Below are 19518 nucleotides of genomic sequence, written 5' to 3' on the forward strand. Positions count from 1 at the left end.
CGCGTCGTCCGGGCCCGTGGCTCAGCGGGCCCGGACGACGCGGCGTTCGTCCCAGACCGGCTCGGGGGTCTCGCGGACCCGGCCGTCGCTGCCGAAGACCAGGAAGCGGTCGAAGGACCGGGCGAACCAGCGGTCGTGGGTGACCGCGAGCACCGTGCCGTCGAAGGACTCCAGGGCCTCCTGGAGCGCCTCGGCGGACTCCAGGTCGAGGTTGTCGGTGGGCTCGTCCAGCAGCAGGGCGGTGACGCCCTGGAGTTCCAGCAGCAGGATCTGGAAGCGGGCCTGCTGGCCGCCGGAGAGCCGGTCGAAGCTCTGCTCGGCCTGCCCGGTCAGCTCGTAGCGGCGCAGCCGGGACATGGCGGCGCCCCGGTCCTGGGCGTGCTCGCGCCACAGGATGTCCAGCAGGGTGCGGCCCCGCAGCTCGGGGTGGGCGTGGGTCTGCGCGAAGTGCCCCGGCACCACGCGTGCCCCCAGCTTGACGTGCCCGGTGTGCGCCACCTCCTCGCCGGCCAGCAGGCGCAGGAAGTGCGACTTGCCGGAGCCGTTGGAGCCGAGGACGGCGACCCGCTCGCCGTAGAAGACCTCCAGGTCGAAGGGGTGCATCAGGCCGGTCAGCTCCAGGCGCTCGCAGGTGACGGCGCGGACGCCGGTGCGGCCGCCCTTGAGGCGCATGGTGATGTCCTGCTCGCGGGGCGGCTCGGGCGGCGGCCCGGCCTCCTCGAACTTGCGCAGCCGGGTCTGGGCCGCGTGGTACCGGGAGGCCATCTCGTGGCTGACCGTGGCGGCCTGACGGAGCGTCAGGACCAGTTTCTTCAACTGGGCGTGCTTCTCGTCCCAGCGGCGGCGCAGCTCCTCGAAGCGGGCGAAGCGCTCGCGCCGGGCCTCGTGGTAGGTGCCGAAGCCGCCGCCGTGCACCCAGGCGTCGGCGCCGGCCGGGCCCGGCTCCAGGGAGACGATCTTCTCGGCGGCGCGGGCCAGCAGTTCCCGGTCGTGGGAGACGAACAGCACGGTCTTGCGGGTCTCGGCGAGCCGCTCCTCCAGCCAGCGCTTGCCGGGCACGTCCAGGTAGTTGTCCGGCTCGTCGAGCAGCAGGACCTCGTCGGTGCCGCGCAGCAGGGCCTCCAGCACCAGGCGTTTCTGCTCGCCGCCGGAGAGGGTGCGCACCTCGCGCCACTGCGCCTTCTCGTAGGGCACGCCGAGCGCGGCCGTGGTGCACATGTCCCACAGCGTCTCGGCCTCGTAGCCGCGCGCCTCCGCCCAGTCGGCGAGCGCCTGCGCGTACCCGAGCTGCGCGGCCTCGTCGTCCACGGTGAGCAGGGCGTGCTCGGCGGCGTCGACGGCGCGGGCGGCCTCCCGGATGCGGGGCGGGGCGACCGAGACCAGCAGGTCGCGTACGGTCGTCTCGTCCCGTACGGAGCCGATGAACTGGCGCATCACGCCGAGGCCGCCGCTGACGGTGACGGTGCCCTCGTGCGGCTTCAGCTCGCCGGAGAGCAGGCGCAGCAAGGTGGTCTTCCCGGCGCCGTTGGGCCCGACCAGGGCGACCACGGCGCCCTCCCCCACCCGGAAGGAGACGTCGCCGAGCAGCGTCCTCCCGTCGGGGAGGTGGTAGGCGAGGTGCGCTGCTTCGAGATGTCCCATGGGGGCGATTGTCTTTCCCGGCGGGGCGGCCGGGCAACCGCTTTTGCCGCGGGGCGCCGGGCAGGAACGGGGGCCGGGCGGGTAGGCGGGAGGCATGAGCCCCTATCTCGACCTCACCGTCCCGACGCCCGGCCCGCGCCCCGTCCGCGACGGCTTCCTGAGACTGGACCACCGTCTGTTCGAGGCGGTCGCCGCCCGGCACTGGCCGGGCGGCGACCAGGTGCTGCCCCGGCTGAGCCGGAGCGCCAACCACGGCGTGCTGTGGTTCGCCGCGGCGGCGGGCCTCGCCGCCTCCCGCACCCCCCGGGCCCGCCGGGCCGCCGCCCGCGGGCTGGCCTCGCTGACCCTGGCCTCGCTGACCATCAACACCCTCGGCAAGCGCACGGTCCGCCGGCCCCGGCCGGTGCTGGACCCGGTGCCGCTGGTCCGGCAGCTCAAACGGCAGCCGATCACCACCTCGTTCCCGTCCGGACACGCCGCCTCGGCCGCCGCGTTCGCCACCGGCGTCGCCCTGGAGTCCCCGGCGTGGGGGACGGCCATCGCGCCGCTGGCCGCCGCGGTCGCCGTCTCCCGGGTCTACACCGGCGTGCACTTCCCGAGCGACGTGCTGGCCGGGGCGGCCCTCGGCGCGGGCGCCGCGTTCGCGGTGCGGGGCCTGGTGCCGACCCGGGCCCAGCTCGTCCCGCCGGCCCGGCCGCGCGCCGAGCTGCCCGCGCTGCCGGAGGGCGACGGCCTGGTGATGGTCGCCAACACCGGCTCGGGCACCGCGGACCGGGTGCGGGCGCTGTGCGACGCGCTGCCCCGGGCCGAGGTGGTCGAGTGCGAGCCGGCCGAGGTGCCCGCGGAGCTGGAGAAGGCCGCGAGCCGCGCCCGGGTGCTCGGCGTGTGCGGTGGCGACGGCACGGTGAACACCGCCGCCGCGGTCGCCCTGCGGCACCGACTGCCGCTGGCGGTGCTGCCCGGCGGCACGCTCAACCACTTCGCCTACGACCTCGGCGTGGAGGACGTGCGGACGCTGTGCCGGGCGCTGGAGCAGGGCGAGGGGGTGCGGGTGGACGTGGGCCGGTTCGTCTCGGGCGGCCTGGAAGGCGTCTTCCTCAACACCTTCAGCCTGGGCGTCTACCCCGAGCTGGTGCGCGAGCGGGAGCGGTGGTCGCCGCGGATCGGCGGCTGGCCGGCCGGGGTGCTGGCGGCGGTCCGGGTGCTGCGCGCCGACCGGCACCCCCTGGAGGCCCGGGTGGGCGGCCGCCGGCGCCCGCTGTGGATGCTCTTCGCGGGCAACGGCACGTACCACCGCATGGGCCTGGCGCCGGGCCGCCGGCTGGACCTGGCCGACGGGCAACTGGACGTCCGGGTGGTGCACGGCGGGCGGCGCCCGGCGCTGCGGCTGCTCTCCGCGGCGCTGGCCGGACCGCTGACCCGCTCCCCCGCCCACGCCGCCGTCCAGGTCGGCCGGCTGCGCCTGACCGGCATCGCGCCGGGCACGCTGCTGGCCTACGACGGCGAGATCACCGAGACCGAGGGCGACGTGACGCTGGAGAAGCTGCCCGAGGCCCTGCCGGTGTACCGCCCGCTGCCGGGCTGACACACCGTCACCTATCTCGGTCACCTCTCTCCCGTCTCACATCGTAAAACGCGCGTCTCACGATACGGCTGTGCGGCCTACGGTGGTACCAGTCGCCGCAAGGCGCACACCGCAGAGGGGACCAGCGATGCCGAAAACCCGGGAGACCGCCGTCTACACCCACGGACACCACGAGTCCGTGCTCCGCTCGCACACCTGGCGCACCGCCGCCAACTCGGCCGGGTACCTGCTCGGCGCCCTGAAGCCCCACATGAAGATCCTGGACGTCGGCTGCGGCCCGGGGACCATCACCGCCGACCTGGCGGCGCTGGTCCCCGACGGCCACGTCACCGGCGTCGACCGCGCCCCCGGCATCCTGGACCGCGCCCGTGCGACGGCCGCCGAGCGCGGGGTGGCCAACGTCGACTTCGCGGTGGCCGACGTGCACGCCCTGGAATACCCGGACGACACCTTCTGCGTGGTCCACGCCCACCAGGTGCTCCAGCACGTCGGCGACCCGGTGGCGGCGCTGCGCGAGATGCGGCGGGTCACCAGACCGGGCGGGTACGTCGCCGTCCGCGACTCCGACTACGGGGCCATGACCTGGTTCCCGGCCTCGGCCGGCCTGGACGCCTGGAACGACCTGTACCACCGGGTCGCCCGCGCCAACGGCGGCGAGCCGGACGCCGGGCGGCGGCTGAAGGCATGGGCCCTGGCGGCCGGCTTCACGGACGTCACCGCCACCTCCGCCACCTGGACCTTCGCCACGGCCGGGGAACGCGCCTGGTGGAGCGGGCTGTGGGCGGACCGCACCATGGAGTCGGCCTACGCCGGGCGGGCCGTCGAGGGCGGCCACGCCACCGAGGAGCAGCTCCGCGCGATCGCGGCGGCCTGGCGGGAATGGGGCGAGCGGGAAGAGGGGTGGTTCGGTGTGCTGCACGGAGAGATTCTGTGCAGAAAAGAAGCCTGATCGGCGAAATCCTGGACACCAGTACGGCAGGAGGTAATGCGCTATGGTTCCACTTCTGCTCGTACTGCTTCTGGCGATCATCCTTTTCGGTGCCGGATTCGCCGTGAAGATTCTCTGGTGGATCGCCCTGGCGGTCCTGGTGGTGTGGCTGCTCGGCTTCCTGGCGCGCGGCACCACGGCGGGAGGCGGCAGGGGCCGCTGGTACAGGTGGTGAACAGGCCCGGGACCGAGCCGTGCGGCTCAGTCCCGGGGCAGCAGCGGTCCCAGCGGCCCGAGGTCCAGATTCAGGTCCTCGGGCCGCAGTCCGTAGCGCTCGCGCAGCTCGGTCATGCGGTCGTCCAGCAGCATCAGGGTGAGCCCGATGCGCTCCTCCTGGTCCTCGGTGAGGTCGCCCTGGTCGAACCGGCGCAGCGCCTGCCGCTCCATGAGCTGGCGCAGCAGCTCCACCACGGTCAGCACCAGCTTGATCAGATCCCGCTCGACGGTGTCCGGCTGGAACTCGATACGGCCTCGGTTCTCGCTCATGTCAGTCCCCCCAGGGCGACGGCACATCGGCGTTGACCGAGCTGATCAGCGCGTTCAGATCGATGCGGACCAGATCGACGTCCGCGATCCGCAGGGTGATGTCGCCGGTGATGACGACCCCGCCGGCCAGCAGCCGGTCGAGCAGGTCCACCAGGGCGATCTCCCGGCGCTCCACGGCGGTCACGACCGGCCCTCCCGGCTGTCCTCGGTGCCGCCGTTCTCCCCGGCGAAGGAATAGGCGGCCCACGGTCCGGTGAGTTCCACGCGAATTCCCGGCACGTCGTCCTTCGTGCGGTCCACCAATTCCACGAATTCCTCGGAATGGTCCCGCGGCACCAGATAGGCGGCGTTGAGGACGTTCCGCCCGGCCGCGCCGGACAGCGCCGGGTTCTGCGGCGCGTGCAGCCGGGCGTCGTCCGCCCGGCCCGACAGCGCCTGGTGCAGCCGGGTGGCGAACTCCTCGGCCCGCTGCCACATCTCCTCGCCGGCCCGGGTCCGCCGGCGGCGCTGGAGCAGGTACTCCCGGCCCGAGGCGGGCTTCTCGGCCGCGGCCGCCGCCGACTGCTCCTCGGCGCTCTCCACGTACACCTTGACGCCCCACTCGACCCGGCCGTCCAGCCGCTCCAGGGTGCGCAGGAAGCTCTCCTCGCGCTCCTCCATCATCACCCGGACGCCGCTGTCGTCCCGGAAGACGGTGGCCAGCCGGAGCGGCAGCGGCGTCGTGACGGCGGTGAGCGCGTCGATGACCTGCTGGTGGGCGCGGGCGGTCGCGGTCAGCCAGTCCAGGTCCTCCAGATGGGACCGCAGCGGCTCCTCGGCGAAGTCCGCCTCGGGCACATGGCTGACGACGGCGACCAGGCCCCGGTGGGTCAGCAGCCGCGGCGGATCGCCGGCGACTCCCCCCACCTGGGCCTGGAGGGCCGCGCCGAAGGGGCGGCAGACGGCGTACACGTACCGCAGTCCGGTCATGGTGTCTCTTCCTTCGGTGCGCGGCCCGACTCCAGCTCGGCCAGGCGCTGGCGCAGTTCCTCGTTCTCCCGGGCGAGTTCCTTGTGCCGGGCGTTGGTGGAGAGCGCCGGGTCGCTCTCCCACCAGTCGATACCCATCTCCTTGGCCTTGTCGACGGAAGCGACGATAAGGCGCAGCTTGATGGTGAGCAGTTCGATGTCGAGCAGGTTGATGCGGATGTCACCCGCGATGACCACGCCCTTGTCCAGCACCCGTTCCAGGATGTCGGCGAGGTTGGCGCCCTGTCCCTGTCCGTACGGTTCGGGCAGCCGGCCGGGAGTGGTCATCGGCGGCTCCCCTGCTCGGCGTACTCGTCGTCGTCCTGGTAGGCGTAGCCGTCGTCCTCGTCGCCGTCCTCGTCCTTGACCTCGTCGGCGTACTCGTCCTCGGGCTCGTCCTCCTCTACGGCCTCGGCGTCCTCGGCGTCCTCGGCGTCCTCGACGTCCTCCGGCTCGTCCTCCTCGACCTCCTCGTCGGCGAGGTCCGCGTCCGCGTCCTCGTCGTACGCGGCCTCGGGCTCCTCCTCCTCGTCGTAGGAGGCGTCCTCCGCCTCGGCGTCCGGCTCCTCGTGCTCCTCCGGCTCCTCGTGCTCCTCGTGCTCCTCGGCGGTGTCCTCCCGCTCCTCGGACTCCTCCTCCCGCGCGAGCGCGTCCTCGTGGCTGGTGACGACCTCGCCGTCGCGGATCTCGCCGCGCCAGCCGTCGGACGCCTCGCCCTTGAGCGTGATGAACCGGACGTAGTTCTTCAGGTCCAGCCGGGCGCGGCGGCCCTGGGCGCGCCAGAGGTTGCCGGTCTTCTCGAACAGGCCCTTCGGGTAGTACTCGATGACCAGCAGCACCCGGGTGAGGTTGTCGGCCAGCCGGTGGAAGGAGACGACGCCCTTGGTGGTGCCCTTGGCGCCCTCGGAGGTCCAGGCGATCCGGTCGTCCGGCACCTGCTCGGTGGTCTTCGCCTTCCAGCTCCGGTTGGACCAGAACACCTTCATCTGCCAGTCGGAGGTGGTGTCGTCGGCGCGGCTCGCGCTCTTGACGCCCTTGGCGAAGGTGCTGAAGTCCTGGTACCGCGTCCACTGGTCGTAGGCCGTGCGCAGCGGCACGCCCACGTCGACGTACTCCAGGATGACGGTCGGCTTCTTCCCGGCGCCGCCCTTGCCCTTGCCCTTGCCGCCGGCGAGGTTCTTCACCGCGCCGACGACGTTGTCCTTGAGGCGGCCCGCGCCCAGCTCCACCGCGCTGCGCACCGGGCCCTTGCCCTCGGCGAGCTTGCGGCCGCCGTCGAGGGCGAGCTTGGCGAAGCCGGGGCTGTTGCCCTCCGCGATGTCGTTGAGCTTGACGGTGGTCTGCCCGAGCTTGCGCCCGACGCCCACCAGCATGCGGGTGGCCTGCGCGGCGAGGTACTCCTGCACCTCCGCCTTGAGCCGGTCGGCGGCCTCGCCGCGGGCCACGTCGGCGAGCGGGTTCTGCTTCGCCGCGCCGCCCGCGGCCTTGGCCGCGCTTCCCAGGGTCCCGGCCATCACTCACCGCCACCCTTCGGGGTCCGGCGGCGGGCGGTGCCCTGGGCCGTCTTGCGTGCCGACTGCGCCGACTTCGCCGCCGCCTTGCGGGCGGGGGCCTTCTTCGCCGCGGTCTTCTTGGCCGCCGTCCTCTTCGCGGGCGCCTTCTTCGCCGGCCGCTCCGCCGCGGCCGGCTCCTCGGACGCGTCGTCGTACTCGGCGCGGTCGTCGCGCTCGTCCCGCTCGTCCTGCTCGTCGTACGCGTCGTCGTCGCGGTCGCCGGAGCCGGTGCCCGGCACCTTCGACGCCGCGCCCGTGAGCTGGTCGCGGACCTGGGCGGTACGGCCGTGCAGCCGGTCGGCGAGCGCGTCGATCCGGCGCTCGACCAGCGCGCCCGTGGCCGCCTTGCCCACGCCCCGCATGTCCTCGCGGAGCTGGTCGCCTATCTCCTTGAACTGCGGGTTGTTCTGCAACTGGGTGGAGACCAGGTCCGCGATGCCGCGCGGCGTCAGGTTCATCTTCTTGCCGGCCACCATGGTGCCCACGGCGACCGCGAGTTTGAGTTTCTTGGTCCGTCCCAGCAGATAGCCGGCCCCTACGGCGAGGCCGAGTCCGACTCGGTTCATGGTGTGGTCCCGTTGCCCGTTCCCGCGCTGTTGCGCGAAGCGTTCTCCAGCCGGTCCAGGAGTTCGTCCTCCTGTCGGTCGAACTCCTCCTCCGTGATCTCTCCGGCCTCCAACTGCTCCTCCAGGCGGGACAGTTCGGCCCGTACGGTCGCCGGGTCGTAGTAGATCCGCTCGGCCTCCTGGAGCACCTGTCTGACGGCCCAGGCGCTGCCGCGCACCGGCGCGAACGGCAGCAGCAGCACCTCGGAGATCAGGCCCACGTCGTCACCCCGCCCCGGTGCCCGCGCCGCCGCCCGCGGCGGCTCCCGCGGGCTCGGCCGGGCCGGGCTCGACGAAGCTGTACGGGGGCAGCGGGCCGTTGACCCGCACCTCCAGGTGCGGCAGCTCCGCGCGGGCGCGCTCGACGGCGGCCAGGAACTCCTCGGCCGCGTCCCGGCCGACCAGGAACGAGACGTTGGCCAGCCAGCCGGTGGACTCGGGGCCGACGCTGACGGCCTCGGCCTGAGGCTCCAGCACGCTCCGCAGGGCGCGGGCGTCCTCGGCCTCGCGGGCCTGGACGGCGGCGGCGACCATCTCACCGAGCTGGATCTTGGCTTCGTAGGAGCCGCCGCCCGCCTTGCGGTTGGCCTCGGCCAGGGCGCGGATCTGCTGGTTCTCGGCCATCACGTGGTGCAGGACGGCCTCTTCGACGTGGTTGGCCTTGATGTTGTACTCGACCCGGCCGTCCAGCGCGCCCAGCCGCTCCTTGTAGTGGTCGGCGCGCTCGGCGAGCACGTCGGTGACGGACTTGTCGTCGGTGGCGACGCTGCCGAACCGCATCGGCAGCACACAGCCGGCCGCGCCCGCCTCGCTGAGCACGTTCTGGTGGGCGAGCAGGTCCTTGCGCTTGGGGCGCAGTCCCTCGGGGGCGTCGCTGACGACGGCCGCCAGGTCGCCCTCCTTCAGGATGCGGACCTTGCGCGGCGGGGTGCCGACGCCGTCCATGCCCTCGGGAAGCGCGGGGTGCGTGCTCGCGGTGATCCCGTAGACGTAGGTGCTCACTCCTGCTCCTCCTTCCGGCGCGACGCGGTCGACTTGCGGGTCCTCGGCCGGGACTCGCCCTCACTCTCGCCGCGTGCCTGCTGGAAGGCGTCGGAGATGGTCTGCGCGGCGCCGGACAGCGCGCCCTTGGACTTGCCGCGCGCCCCGGACTCGGTGATGGAGCCGACCAGGTCGGGCAGGCCGGGGTCCTTGCGCGGTCCGGCCTCCAGGTCGAGGCGGTTGCACGCCTCGGCGAACCGCAGATAGGTGTCGACACTGGCCACGACGACCCGTACGTCGATCTTGAGGATCTCGATGCCCACCAGGGACACCCGCACGAATGCGTCGATGACGAGCCCCCTGTCCAATACCAGTTCGAGCACGTCGTAGAGGCCGCTGCTGCCGCCTCCGCCGCCGGTCTGCTGTGCCGGTACGACAGTCATGCCGGCTGATCCCTCCTTGAGTCGGTTGTGAAGTACGGTCGGGCGGGCTACTGGCCGCCGGACCTGCGCCCGTCGGCGCGTCCCCGCTCGTAGCGGCGGACCCGGCGGTAGCCGGTGAGCTGGCCCTGGTGGTCGAGTTCCACCTGGTAGCTGCCCATCAGGCTCATCGTGTCGGGCACCCGCTCGAGTTCGAGGACCTCGACCTCCAGCGCCCAGCCGTCCTCGGTCTGCGCGAAGGACGACACGGACTCGGCGACCATGCCGGTCAGTTCGGCGAGCTGGTCGCGCGCCTGGCGCAGCACCTGCATGGCGCTGGGCCGGCGGTCCGCCGCGGTGTCGCTGGTGTCGCTCGTGTCGCTCGTTTTCTTGGTCTCGCTCGTCTTGCTGGTGTCGTCGGTGCTCTCGCGGTCGTCCGCCGACTCGTGAGAGTCCTGTGCTGTCCGTGAACTCCGTTGCCTGGATTGTGAATCCGACGTGTTCTTTGTGTTCGTCATGGCCACCTCCCCCTTCGTGTGGCCGCAGGACTCTTGGCCAAACCTCCGCGGGCGAGGTTCAGTGACCCAGTGCCTCCAGGCGCCGGCGGGCCGGGCCCAGGGCGCGGGGGCGGCCCATGATCCCGGCCCAGGGGTCGGTACGGGCCTGTGCCACGGCGTCGGCGACGGTCCAGCGGCGGGCGTGCAGCGCCGGGTCGGCCAACTGGTCCCAGGTGAAGGGGGTGGCGACGGGGGCGCCGGGCCGGGCCCGCACGGTGTAGGGGGCGACCGCGGTCTGCGCGTAGGCGTTGCGCTGGATGTCGAGGTAGAGCCGGTCGCCGCGGTCCTTCTTGCGGGCGGCGGTGGTGAGCCGGTCGGGGTGGGCGGCGGCGAGGGTCTCGGCGACCGCCCGCGCGAACTCCCGTACCTCGTCGAAGGTCTGCTCCCCGGTGAGCGGCACCACCACGTGCACGCCCTTGGAGCCGGTGGTCATCGGCGCGGAGGGCAGCCGCAGGGTGTCGAGCAGTTCACCGAGGTACCCGGCGGCCTCGCGGACCGGGGCGAAGTCGTCGCCGGCCGGGTCGAGGTCGAAGACCAGGCGGTCGGGCCGGTGGATGCCGGCGGAGCGGTCCGCGCGGGACAGCCAGCGGTGCAGGGTGAGGGCGGCCTGGTCGGCGAGGAAGACCAGGGTGGCGGTGTCGTCGCAGACGGTGTGGCGGACGGTGCCGCCCTCCTTGGGCAGCTCGACCCGGCGGATCCGGTCCGGGTAGTGGTCCGGGGTGTTCTTCTGCATGAAGACCGGGCCGGCCAGGCCGTCCGGGTGCCGTTCCAGCATCAGCGGGCGGCCCCGCAGATGGGGCAGCATGAAGGGGGCGACCGTCCGGTAGTAGTCGACGAGGTCGCCCTTGGTGTACTCGGCGCCGCCGCCGTCCTTCGGGAAGAGGACCTTGTCCGGCCGGTGCACCTCGACGGTGCGCCGGCCGGCCCGTACGGTCCGCACGGCGTCCCGGTTCACCGCACGACCGCCTCCTCCACCAGCAGCTTGCCGGCCGCCGCGATGGACTCGGCGTCGATGCCGGCGGCGTGCAGTTGCTGGTCGGGCGCGGCCGAGCCCGGCATGGTGCGCACGGCGAGCCGGACCAGCCGGGGCACGGGGCCGCCGTCGGCCAGGGCCTCCGCGACGGCGTCGCCGAGGCCGCCCTCGGGGTGGTGGTCCTCGACGGTGACCAGGCACCCGGTCTCCTCGGCGGCCCGGCGCAGGGTGTCCCGGTCCACCGGCTTGACCGAGTACAGGTCGATCACCCGGGCCCGGATGCCCTCGCCCGCCAGGGCGTCGGCGGCGGCCAGCGCCTCGGGCACGGTGACCCCGGCGGCGACCAGCGTCAGCCGGTCCTCGGCGGAGGAGCGCAGCACCTTGCTGCCGCCGACCGGGAACTCCTCGTCGGGCCCGTAGAGCACCTCGCTGCCGCCGCGCGAGGTGCGCAGGTAGCGGATGCCCTCCAGGCCGGCCGCCGCGGCGACCAGCTTGGCGGTCTGGTTGGCGTCGCACGGGTAGAGCACGGTCGAGCCGTGCACCGCGCGCATCATCGCCAGGTCCTCCAGGCCCATCTGGCTGGGCCCGTCCTGGCCGATGGCGACGCCCGCGTGGGAGCCGTTGAGGACGATGCCGGAGCCGCTGATGGAGGCCATCCGCACGAAGTCGTGCGCCCGGGTGAGGAACGCGGCGAAGGTGGAGGCGTACGGCAGCCAGGCACGGGCCGCCATGCCGACCGCCGTGGCGACCAACTGCTGCTCGGCGATGTAGCACTCGAAGTACCGCTCGGGGTGCTCCTTGGCGAAGTACTCGGCGCGCGTGGAGTCGCCGACCTCGCCGTCCAGGACCACGACGTCCGGGCGGGCGGTGCCGAGCGCGGTGAGGGCCTGGCCGAAGGCGTCCCGGGTGGCGGCCTGCTCGCCCTTCTCCCAGCGGGGCAGCTCGATCCGGCCGGCAGGAGCGGGGTGCGGCGAGCGGGCGGACGGCGGCTCGTGCACGTGCAGGGTGATGCCGCGGGGGCCGCCGAGTTCGGCGATGGCGTCGTCGGCGTTCTTCAGCGGCTTGCCGTGCAGTCCCTCGTGGTCCTCGACGTCCGCGACGCCCTTGCCCTTCAGGGTGCGGGCGATGATCGCGGTGGGCTGGCCCCGGGTGGACAGGGCCTCGCCGTAGGCGCGGTCGATGGCGTCCACGTCGTGGCCGTCGATCTCCACGGTGTGCCAGTCGAAGGCGCGGAAGCGGCGGGCGTAGGCGTCCAGGTCGTGGCCGTGCCGGGTCGGGCCGCGCTGGCCGAGCCGGTTGACGTCGACGATCACGGTCAGGTTGTCCAGGTGCTCGTACCCGGCGTGCTCGGCGGCCTCCCAGATGGAGCCCTCGGCCAGCTCGCTGTCCCCGCACAGCACCCATACCCGGTATCCGGTGCGGTCCAGGCGCTGCCCGGCCAGCGCGATGCCGACGCCGACGGGCAGGCCCTGGCCGAGGGAGCCGGTGGCGGTCTCCACCCACGGCAGCCGCCGCGGCGTCGGATGGCCCTCCAGGCGGCTGCCCAGCTTGCGGAAGGTGACCAGCTCCTCGTCGTCGACGACGCCGGCCGCCTTGTACGCGGCGTACAACAGGGGCGAGGCGTGGCCCTTGGACAGGACGAAGCGGTCGTTGCCGGGGTGGGCGGGGCGCTCGAAGTCGTAGCGCAGGTGGCGGGCGAGCAGCACGGCCATCAGGTCGGCGGCGGACATCGACGAGGTCGGGTGCCCGGAGCCCGCGGCGGCCGCGGCACGGACGCTGTCGACGCGCAACTGCTGGGCCAGTTCGACGAGTTCCTCGGTGTTCATGAGTCTCCTTCCGCGGGTACGGGGGCAGCGGGACCGGCACTCTCCCCGGGCCGTACGGGGCGCCCGCCCCGGGGCCGCTCGCGTGCGCGCGGGCCTTCCGCGTCCCCGTGGCCCGGTGCGGTCAAACACGGGCGGCCGGCGGCGCCGGTTGCCGGCCTCCCGCGCGGGTACCCGGCCCGGGACCCCGCACGCTCACGTTCCGGAGGCGTCCCCCCATGCCCGAGTACGGCTATTTCCTCTCGTGCGAGCAGTTCGGCCCCGCCGAGCTGATCGAGCAGGCCCGGATGGCCGAGCAGGCCGGTTTCCAGGCGCTGTGGATCTCCGACCACTACCATCCGTGGAACGACGAGCAGGGCCAGAGCCCGTTCGTGTGGTCGGTGATCGGCGCGCTGTCGCAGGCGGTGTCGCTGCCGATCGAGACGGCGGTGACCTGTCCGACCGTGCGCATCCACCCGGCGGTGGTGGCCCAGGCCGCGGCGACCAGCGCGGTGATGACCGGCGGCCGGTTCCGGCTCGGCGTCGGCTCCGGCGAGGCGCTCAACGAACACGTCGTCGGCGGTGCCTGGCCGCCCGCGCGCGTGCGGCTGGAGATGCTGGAGGAGGCGATCGAGGTGATGCGCCGCCTGTTCACCGGCGAGCAGGTCACCCATCACGGCACGCACTACACCGTGGAGAACGCCCGGCTCTACACGGTCCCGGACGAGCCGGTCCCGATCGACGTCTCCGGTTTCGGCCCCGTCGCCACGGACCTGGCGGCCCGGGTCGGCGACGGCTACATCACGATGATACCGGACGCCTCGATGGTCGAGCGGTACCGCTCGGGCGGCGGCGGCACCAAGCCGGTCAGCGGCGGTACGAAGGTCTGCTACGACACCGACCCGGAGGCCGCCGTCCGGACGGTGCACCGGCTGTGGGCCAACGAGCTGCTGCCCGGCGAGCTGGGCCAGGTGCTGCCCTCGCCGAAGCACTTCGAACAGGCGCAGACCCTGGTCACCGAGGACATGGTCCGGGAGAACCGGGTCTGCGGCGACGACGTCGACGCGCACGTGGCCGAGCTGAAGCGGTTCGCGGACGCCGGGTTCGACCGGGTGTACGTCAACCAGATCGGCCCCGACCTGCGCGGCTTCTTCGACTTCTACCGCACGAAGGTGCTGCCCCAGCTCCCGTAGCCCCACCGGGGCCGGGGCGGTACCGTCCCGGGGCGCCGGACGGCCGGGTCAGCTCCGGTCGTGCGGGGCCTCGGGGTCGATCTCGTCCTGGCGCGGCGCGGCCGGCCCGGTGCCGCCGGGGGCCGGGCTGCCCGCGCCGGGCGCTCCGGTGGCGCCGGAGGCACCGCCGGGGGCGACCGGCGGCATCGGCGGGTAGGGCATGCCCAGGCCGCTGGGCGGCGCGGCGGGGGCGGTGCCGCCGACCGTGCGGCCGGGCGCGGACGGCTGGTGGGTGCCGTCGGGGCGGTGCGGCCGGGCGGCGCCGCGCAGCGCGTAGGCGACGGCGGCCAGCAGCGCGGCGGTGATCAGCGCGGCGGCCCAGTCCGGCAGCGCGAGGGCGAGCAGGAGACCCACGGCGAGCGCGAGGGCCGCGCCCGCGTACAGGGCGACGGCGCCGGACGCGGCGTACAGCGTCGCGCGGCGGCGCTGCTTGCGGGTCTGCTCGCGCAGCTCGTCCCGTACGGTCTCGCGGGCCACCTGTGCCAGTTCGTCGACCAGGTGCTTGTCCAGATGCTCCAGATGCTCCAAGCGGTCCATGCCGGACGGGTACCCGCGACCCGGCGGTCCATGGGCGGGCCGCCCGCCGCGCCAACTAGGCTCCCCCGTATGGACATTCTGGGAGCCACACTGCGCATCTGTGTCGACGACCTGGACAAGGCGATCCCCTTCTACGAGGGACTGGCCGGGGGCCGGGCCCTGCGTTTCGAGCGCGGTGGGGTGCAGGTCGCCGCGATCGGCTGCTTCCTGCTGATGAGCGGGCCCCCCTCCGAGCTGGACCTGCTGCGCAAGGTCGCCGCGACCATCGCCGTGACGGACGTGGCGGAGACCGCCCGGGTGCTGGCGGACCTGGGCGCCGACATCATCGCCGGCCCGGTGCCGACCCCGGTGGGCCGCAATCTGATCGCCCGTCACCCCGACGGCATGGTGTACGAGTACGCCGACCGCCGTCCGTGAACCGGTGGCCGGGCGGGGCCGGTCCCCGTCCGGCCGGATCAGCCGGCGGCGGACTCGGCGGTGATCGCCCACCGCTGGTGGTCGCGCCAGGCCCCGTCGACGTAGAGCATCTTCGGTGAGAAGCCCTCCAGGCGGAAGCCGCAGGAGCGGGCCAGGGCGATGGACGCGGCGTTGCCGGGCTGGACGTTGATCTCCAGCCGGTGCAGGCGCATCGGTCCGAAGGCGTACCGGACGACGAGGCCGAGGCCCTCCTTCATCAGCCCCCGGCCAGCCGCGTGGGCGAAGGCGCCGTAGCCGAGCGCCCCGCTGAGGAAGCCGCCCTCGACGATGTTGTTGATGTTGATGAACCCGGCGATCGCGCCCCCGGCGGCCTTCTCGCACACCAGGAACCCGGCCTTGGCCGGGTCCTCGATCAGCCGCCCGGCGTACCGGGCGTACGCCTGCGCGCTGTCCGGCGGGAAGAGCCAGGGGTGGTGCAGGTCCTTGCTCTCCCGGGCCCGCGCGGTGAACTCGGCGGCGTCCGCGTGGGTGAAGTGGCGCAGGCCGGTCCGGGGGCCCTCGATCAGGTAGCGCGGCGGGGTGTGCGGCATCCGGCCAGCCTACGCCGGGCGCTCAGGTGGTCAGTTCCAGGGTGGGGATGCCCCGCGGGTCGATGCCGAACACCTGCGCGTACAGGGAGAGTTCGGCCTCCAGGGCGCGGACCATGGTCTCCGCGCGCCGGAAGCCGTGCCCCTCGCCCGCGAAGGCGAGGTAGGCGTGCGGCACCCCGCGCCCGGCCAGGCGGGCGAGGAACCGCTCGCACTGGGCGGGCGGGCAGATCACGTCGTCCAGGCCCTGGAGCAGCAGGAACGGGACGGTGATCCGGTCGGCGTGCTCGGCGGGCGAGCGTTCCGCGTACCGGGCGGGCACCTCGGCGTACGGGCCGATCAGGGACTCCAGGTAGCGGGACTCGAAGTCGTGGGTGCCGCCGGCCTGCCACTCGGTCAGGTCCAGCACGGGGTAGCTGATCGTGCCGCAGGCGTAGACGTCGGTGCCGGCCAGGGAGGCGGCGGCGGTCCAGCCACCCGCGCTGCCGCCGCGCACGGCGAGCCGGTCCGGGTCGGCGGTGCCCTCCTCGGCGAGGGCGAGGGCGACGGCCGCGCAGTCCTCCACGTCGACCACGCCCCACTGCTCGCGCAGTTGCTCGCGGTACCGGCGGCCGTAGCCGGTGGAGCCGCCGTAGTTGACCTCGGCGACGCCGATGCCGCGGGAGGTGAAGTAGGCGATCTCCAGGTCGAGGACGAGCGGCGCCCGGCTGGTGGGCCCGCCGTGCGCCCAGATGACGTACGGCGGCAGTTCGTCGCCGGGCGCGACGCACTCCGGGTTGTGCGGCGGGTAGACGTGGGCGTGGATCTCCCGGCCGTCGGGTCCGGTGAAGGTGCGGATCTGCGGTTCTGGGTAGTGCACCGGGTCGACGGCGTCGTCGTGGGCGGCGCCGATCACCCGGGCGCGGCCGGTGCGGGCGTCCAGTTCGACCACCTCGTAGGCGCTGCGCGGGCTGGCGCCGACGGCGGCGATCCGCTCGCCGTGGGTGGCCAGGGCGGGCGCGAACTCGGTCCAGGGGCCGGCCGCGTCGACGACCTCGCCGGTCTCGGGATCGAGGATGCCGAGCGCGGTGGCGCCCCGGCCGTGCACGACGGCGATCAGTCCGTTCTCCAGCGGGGCGAACCAGCGCATGCCCAGCTTCCACAGCGGCCCGCCGAACTCCTCCTCGCGGGGACACAGCGGCCGGCCGTCGCGGTAGAGGTTCCACCAGCCGGTGCGGTCGGAGGCGTACAGCAGGGCGCCGTCGGGGGCCCAGTCGACCTGGGCGATCGACTCCTGGGGGCCGCCGGCGACGGTCTCCGGCGGGCCGAAGACGCCGTCGGGGCCGATGTCGGCGACCAGCAGTTCGGTGCCGTCCCACGGCATCCGGGGGTGGTCCCAGGCCAGCCAGGCCGCCCGCCGCCCGCCGGGCGCGAGACGGGGGCCGGTGACGAACCGGTGCCGTTCGGGGGTCAGTTCGCGTACCGCGTCCCGGTCCTCGGCGGCCGAGCCGTCCAGCGGTACGGCGGCCGGTACCCGGCGCACGTCGGTGGGGCCGTCGCCGGTGAACTCCTCCAGCACGCACCACACCTCGCCGCGCTCCACCAGCACCCGCGGCTCGGCCCAGCGCAGCCCGCCGCCCACCGGCGACCGGGGGGTGAGGGGCCGGGGCTCGCCGCCGGGCGCGCAGCGGTACAGCCGCTGGTCGGCGAAGTTCACGAACACGATGAGCGGGCCGTCGGCGGTGACGGCGGCGTCCCAGGGCCGGCCGCCGTACTCGATGACCCGGCTGCGCACGTTCCACGGGGCGGGCAGCAGGACCTCCTCGCCGCCGTCGGCGCGCCGCCGCACCAGGGTGCGCCGGCCGTCCTCGGTCGGCCGGGGCGCGGTCCACCACACCTCGTCGCCGACGAAACCGACGTCCTCGGGCCGCCCGTCGTGCGCGGCGGCGAGCGCCGCGTCGATCGGTGACGGCCACGATCCGTACGCCAGGGTCCGCACTGTCTCCCCCACTCCCCTAGGCCGTGCGCAGGAACCGGTCGAGAACGCGGACGCCGAAGTGCAGCGCCTCGACGGGTACGCGTTCGTCGACACCGTGGAAGAGGGCCTGGTAGTCGAAGCCCTCCGGAAGTCTCAGGGGCGCGAAGCCGTAGCCGGTGATGCCCAGGCGGGAGAACTGCTTGGCGTCCGTGCCGCCCGACATGCAGTACGGCACCACGTGCCCCTCGGGGGCGAACTCCTCGACGGCGGCCCGCATCCGGGCGTACGTCGGCGAGTCCACCGGCGCCTGGAGGGCGACCTCGCGGTGGGCGAACTCCCAGTCCACGTCCGGTCCGGTGAGCCGGTCCAGGGTGGCGCGGAACTCGTCCTCGGCGCCGTACAGGAAACGTCCGTCGACGTGGGCGACGGCCTCGCCCGGGATCACGTTGACCTTGTAACCGGCGTCCAGCATGGTCGGGTTGGCGCTGTTGCGGACGGTGGCCTCCACCAGCTCGGCGGCCGGGCCCAGCTTCTCCAGCAGCGCCTCGACGTCGCCGAGATCGGGGTCGACGCCGTACAGGGCGGCGAGTTCGGTGAGGGCCGCGCGGACGGTGGGGGTCAGCCGCGCCGGCCACTCGTGGGCGCCGATCCGGGTGATGGCCGCGGCGAGCCGGGTGACCGCGTTCTCCCGGTTGACCTTGGAGCCGTGTCCGGCCCGGCCGCGGGCGGTCAGCTTCAGCCAGCCGGTGCCGCGCTCCCCGGCGGCGATCGGGTAGAGCTGCCGCCCGGCGCCGTCGTGGAAGGTGAACGCCCCGGACTCGCTGATGCCTTCGGTGCAGCCCTCGAACAGCTCGGGGTGCCGGTCGGCGAGGAACCCGGAGCCGTCCTCGGCGCTGGCCTCCTCGTCCGCGGTGAACGCGATCACCAGGTCCCGCCGGGGCCGTACGCCCTGCCGGGCCCAGCTCCGCAGCACGGCGAGGATCATCGCGTCCATGTTCTTCATGTCGACCGCGCCGCGGCCCCAGACCACCCCGTCGCGGACCTCGCCGGAGAACGGGTGGACGCTCCAGTCGGCGGCCTCCGCGGGCACCACGTCCAGGTGGCCGTGGACCAGCAGCGCCCCGGCGGACGGGTCGGTGCCCTCGATCCGGGCGACCACGTTGGTGCGGCCCGCGGTGCGCTCCAGCAGGGCCGGCTCGGTCCCGGCCCCGGCCAGCGCCTCGGCGGCGTACTCGGCGGCCGGGCGCTCCCGGCAGTCGCCGCCGCCCCGGTTGGTGGTGTCGATCCGGATCAGCTCGGAGGTGAAGCGGACCACCTCGTCGAGCGCCTGTCCGTCCGGGCCCCCGCCGTGCTCAGCCATACTGCTCCTCCACCGCCGCCGACGCGATCGTGGTGACCGCCTTGAAGGTCCGGATCGCCTCGTACATCGTGCCGGTGGTGTACCCCACCTTGCGTTCGCCGATCCGTGCCACGCCCGGGACGACGGTCGAGGCATCCGCGAGGTGCTCGGCGTCGAACTCCACGGCGACGCCGAACGGACCGCCGGACACCGGCTCGTGGCGCACCGCGAGGGCCGTGGCGTCCTGGGCCGCGGCCCGGATGTCCGCGGCGGTGCGGGCCGGGGTCCGGCACACGGCCGCGTACCGCGACACATGGTCCTTCACCGCGACCTTGCGGGCCTCCGGCGCGTAGCCGAGCGCGTCCTCGCAGGCCACGTCGTCGCCGGTGACCAGCACCACCGGCACCCCGTACTCGGCGGCGACCCGCGCGTTGAGCAGGCCCTCGCTGGCGCGTACGCCGTTCAGCCAGACGCCGGTGATCTGGTTGGCGAGGTAGGTGTGGGCGAGGACGCCCGGCATGCCGGCGCCCGCGTGGTAGCCGACGAAGGCGATGCCGTCCACGTCGCCGTGCTGCACGCCCTCCACCATGGACAGCGCCTTGTGCCGGCCGGTGAGCATCAGCGCCCGTTCGTCGAGCTGTTCCAGCAGCAGATTGCGCATGGTCCAGTGCGCCTCGTTGACGAGGACCTCGTCGGCGCCGCCGTCGAAGAAGCCGCGCACGGCCGCGTCGACGTCGGAGGTGAACAACGCCCGGCACCGCTCCCACTGCGGCGTCCCCGGCAGCACATCGGCCGGCCAGGTCACCCCGGTGGCGCCCTCCATGTCGGCGCTGATGAGGATCTTCATGGTCC

General features: G+C 73.8%; 23 protein-coding genes. 5 read left to right on the forward strand and 18 right to left on the reverse strand.

Translation table 11 applies throughout. The annotated features are described in order from the left end of the window. Positions 1-21: 21 nt before the first annotated feature. Positions 22-1641 (reverse strand): ABC-F family ATP-binding cassette domain-containing protein, encoded by a 1620-nt coding sequence (locus IE316_RS29085; RefSeq protein WP_190207510.1) that lies wholly within the window; start codon positions 1639-1641, stop codon positions 22-24. Between the two features lie 94 nt (positions 1642-1735). Between IE316_RS29085 and IE316_RS29090 the strand changes: the two genes are divergently transcribed. The 3 genes from IE316_RS29090 to IE316_RS29100 all read left to right on the forward strand — a co-directional run bounded on the left by IE316_RS29090 (position 1736) and on the right by IE316_RS29100 (position 4389). Continuing rightward, entirely contained in the window at positions 1736-3226 is a 1491-nt protein-coding gene (locus IE316_RS29090; protein ID WP_190207511.1) for a bifunctional phosphatase PAP2/diacylglycerol kinase family protein, read from the forward strand. A gap of 127 nt (positions 3227-3353) precedes the next feature. Continuing rightward, positions 3354-4175, forward strand: a complete 822-nt coding sequence (locus tag IE316_RS29095) for a class I SAM-dependent methyltransferase (RefSeq protein WP_190207512.1) — start codon at positions 3354-3356, stop codon at positions 4173-4175. Positions 4176-4218: 43 nt separating this feature from the next. Beyond that, positions 4219-4389 (forward strand): hydrophobic protein, encoded by a 171-nt coding sequence (locus tag IE316_RS29100; RefSeq protein WP_190207513.1) that lies wholly within the window; start codon positions 4219-4221, stop codon positions 4387-4389. Positions 4390-4415: 26 nt separating this feature from the next. On the opposite strand, the gene IE316_RS29105 is transcribed toward IE316_RS29100, so the two are convergent. The 12 genes from IE316_RS29105 to IE316_RS29160 are packed head-to-tail and all read right to left on the reverse strand — an operon-like array spanning position 4416 to position 12621. Next, entirely contained in the window at positions 4416-4700 is a 285-nt protein-coding gene (locus IE316_RS29105) for a gas vesicle protein K (RefSeq protein ID WP_190207514.1), read from the reverse strand. A 1-nt stretch (position 4701) separates the two neighbouring features. Then, positions 4702-4884 (reverse strand): gas vesicle protein, encoded by a 183-nt coding sequence (locus tag IE316_RS29110; RefSeq protein WP_190207515.1) that lies wholly within the window; start codon positions 4882-4884, stop codon positions 4702-4704. Further along, a complete protein-coding gene (locus tag IE316_RS29115; RefSeq protein WP_190207516.1) occupies positions 4881-5669 on the reverse strand; it encodes a GvpL/GvpF family gas vesicle protein in 789 nt (262 codons plus the stop codon). Before IE316_RS29115 ends, IE316_RS29110 begins: the two co-directional genes overlap by 4 nt. Continuing rightward, positions 5666-5995 (reverse strand): gas vesicle protein, encoded by a 330-nt coding sequence (locus tag IE316_RS29120; RefSeq protein WP_190207517.1) that lies wholly within the window; start codon positions 5993-5995, stop codon positions 5666-5668. The genes IE316_RS29115 and IE316_RS29120 overlap by 4 nt, the downstream gene beginning before the upstream one ends. Next, positions 5992-7221 carry an SRPBCC family protein gene (locus IE316_RS29125; protein WP_190207518.1) on the reverse strand — a complete coding sequence of 410 codons (1230 nt, stop codon included), beginning with the start codon at positions 7219-7221 and terminating at the stop codon, positions 5992-5994. The genes IE316_RS29120 and IE316_RS29125 overlap by 4 nt, the downstream gene beginning before the upstream one ends. Further along, positions 7221-7826, reverse strand: a complete 606-nt coding sequence (locus IE316_RS29130) for a DNA primase (RefSeq protein ID WP_190207519.1) — start codon at positions 7824-7826, stop codon at positions 7221-7223. Before IE316_RS29130 ends, IE316_RS29125 begins: the two co-directional genes overlap by 1 nt. Next, positions 7823-8086, reverse strand: coding sequence for a gas vesicle protein GvpG (locus IE316_RS29135; RefSeq protein WP_190207520.1), 264 nt, complete (start codon positions 8084-8086; stop codon positions 7823-7825). The genes IE316_RS29130 and IE316_RS29135 overlap by 4 nt, the downstream gene beginning before the upstream one ends. A 4-nt stretch (positions 8087-8090) precedes the next feature. After that, on the reverse strand, positions 8091-8867 hold the full coding sequence (locus IE316_RS29140) for a GvpL/GvpF family gas vesicle protein (protein ID WP_190207521.1): 777 nt from the start codon (positions 8865-8867) through the stop codon (positions 8091-8093). Next, a complete protein-coding gene (locus IE316_RS29145) occupies positions 8864-9289 on the reverse strand; it encodes a gas vesicle structural protein GvpA (RefSeq protein ID WP_190207522.1) in 426 nt (141 codons plus the stop codon). Before IE316_RS29145 ends, IE316_RS29140 begins: the two co-directional genes overlap by 4 nt. Before the next feature lie 47 nt (positions 9290-9336). After that, complete coding sequence (locus tag IE316_RS29150) at positions 9337-9783, reverse strand: gas vesicle protein GvpO (RefSeq protein WP_190207523.1); 447 nt, start codon at positions 9781-9783, stop codon at positions 9337-9339. Positions 9784-9841: 58 nt separating this feature from the next. Beyond that, positions 9842-10777, reverse strand: coding sequence for a non-homologous end-joining DNA ligase (gene ligD / locus IE316_RS29155; protein WP_190207524.1), 936 nt, complete (start codon positions 10775-10777; stop codon positions 9842-9844). Beyond that, positions 10774-12621 (reverse strand): transketolase, encoded by a 1848-nt coding sequence (locus IE316_RS29160; RefSeq protein ID WP_190207525.1) that lies wholly within the window; start codon positions 12619-12621, stop codon positions 10774-10776. The genes ligD and IE316_RS29160 overlap by 4 nt, the downstream gene beginning before the upstream one ends. Before the next feature lie 215 nt (positions 12622-12836). On the opposite strand from IE316_RS29160, the gene IE316_RS29165 reads away from it, so the two are divergent. Continuing rightward, positions 12837-13790: an LLM class F420-dependent oxidoreductase gene (locus IE316_RS29165; protein WP_190207526.1), complete on the forward strand. Its 954-nt coding sequence runs from the start codon at positions 12837-12839 to the stop codon at positions 13788-13790. A gap of 48 nt (positions 13791-13838) precedes the next feature. Here IE316_RS29165 and IE316_RS29170 read toward each other — a convergent pair whose 3' ends face one another. Beyond that, entirely contained in the window at positions 13839-14366 is a 528-nt protein-coding gene (locus IE316_RS29170) for a phage holin family protein (protein ID WP_190207527.1), read from the reverse strand. A 69-nt stretch (positions 14367-14435) separates the two neighbouring features. Here IE316_RS29170 and IE316_RS29175 point away from each other — a divergent pair, with 69 nt between their 5' ends. Next, positions 14436-14783 carry a VOC family protein gene (locus IE316_RS29175; protein WP_190207528.1) on the forward strand — a complete coding sequence of 116 codons (348 nt, stop codon included), beginning with the start codon at positions 14436-14438 and terminating at the stop codon, positions 14781-14783. Positions 14784-14821: 38 nt separating this feature from the next. Here the strand turns inward: IE316_RS29175 and IE316_RS29180 are convergent, their stop codons facing one another. From IE316_RS29180 to IE316_RS29195, 4 genes are read right to left on the reverse strand one after another with little or no spacing between them, the layout of a single operon-like run. Next, entirely contained in the window at positions 14822-15373 is a 552-nt protein-coding gene (locus IE316_RS29180; protein WP_190207529.1) for a GNAT family N-acetyltransferase, read from the reverse strand. Positions 15374-15395: 22 nt separating this feature from the next. Beyond that, positions 15396-17360, reverse strand: a complete 1965-nt coding sequence (locus tag IE316_RS29185; RefSeq protein WP_190207530.1) for a prolyl oligopeptidase family serine peptidase — start codon at positions 17358-17360, stop codon at positions 15396-15398. A gap of 4 nt (positions 17361-17364) precedes the next feature. Continuing rightward, complete coding sequence (locus IE316_RS29190) at positions 17365-18687, reverse strand: M20/M25/M40 family metallo-hydrolase (RefSeq protein ID WP_190207531.1); 1323 nt, start codon at positions 18685-18687, stop codon at positions 17365-17367. After that, entirely contained in the window at positions 18680-19513 is an 834-nt protein-coding gene (locus IE316_RS29195; RefSeq protein WP_190207532.1) for a M55 family metallopeptidase, read from the reverse strand. The genes IE316_RS29190 and IE316_RS29195 overlap by 8 nt, the downstream gene beginning before the upstream one ends. Positions 19514-19518 lie beyond the last annotated feature (5 nt).

This window comes from Streptomyces fumanus, from assembly GCF_014655295.1.
Lineage (GTDB): Bacteria > Actinomycetota > Actinomycetes > Streptomycetales > Streptomycetaceae > Streptomyces > Streptomyces fumanus.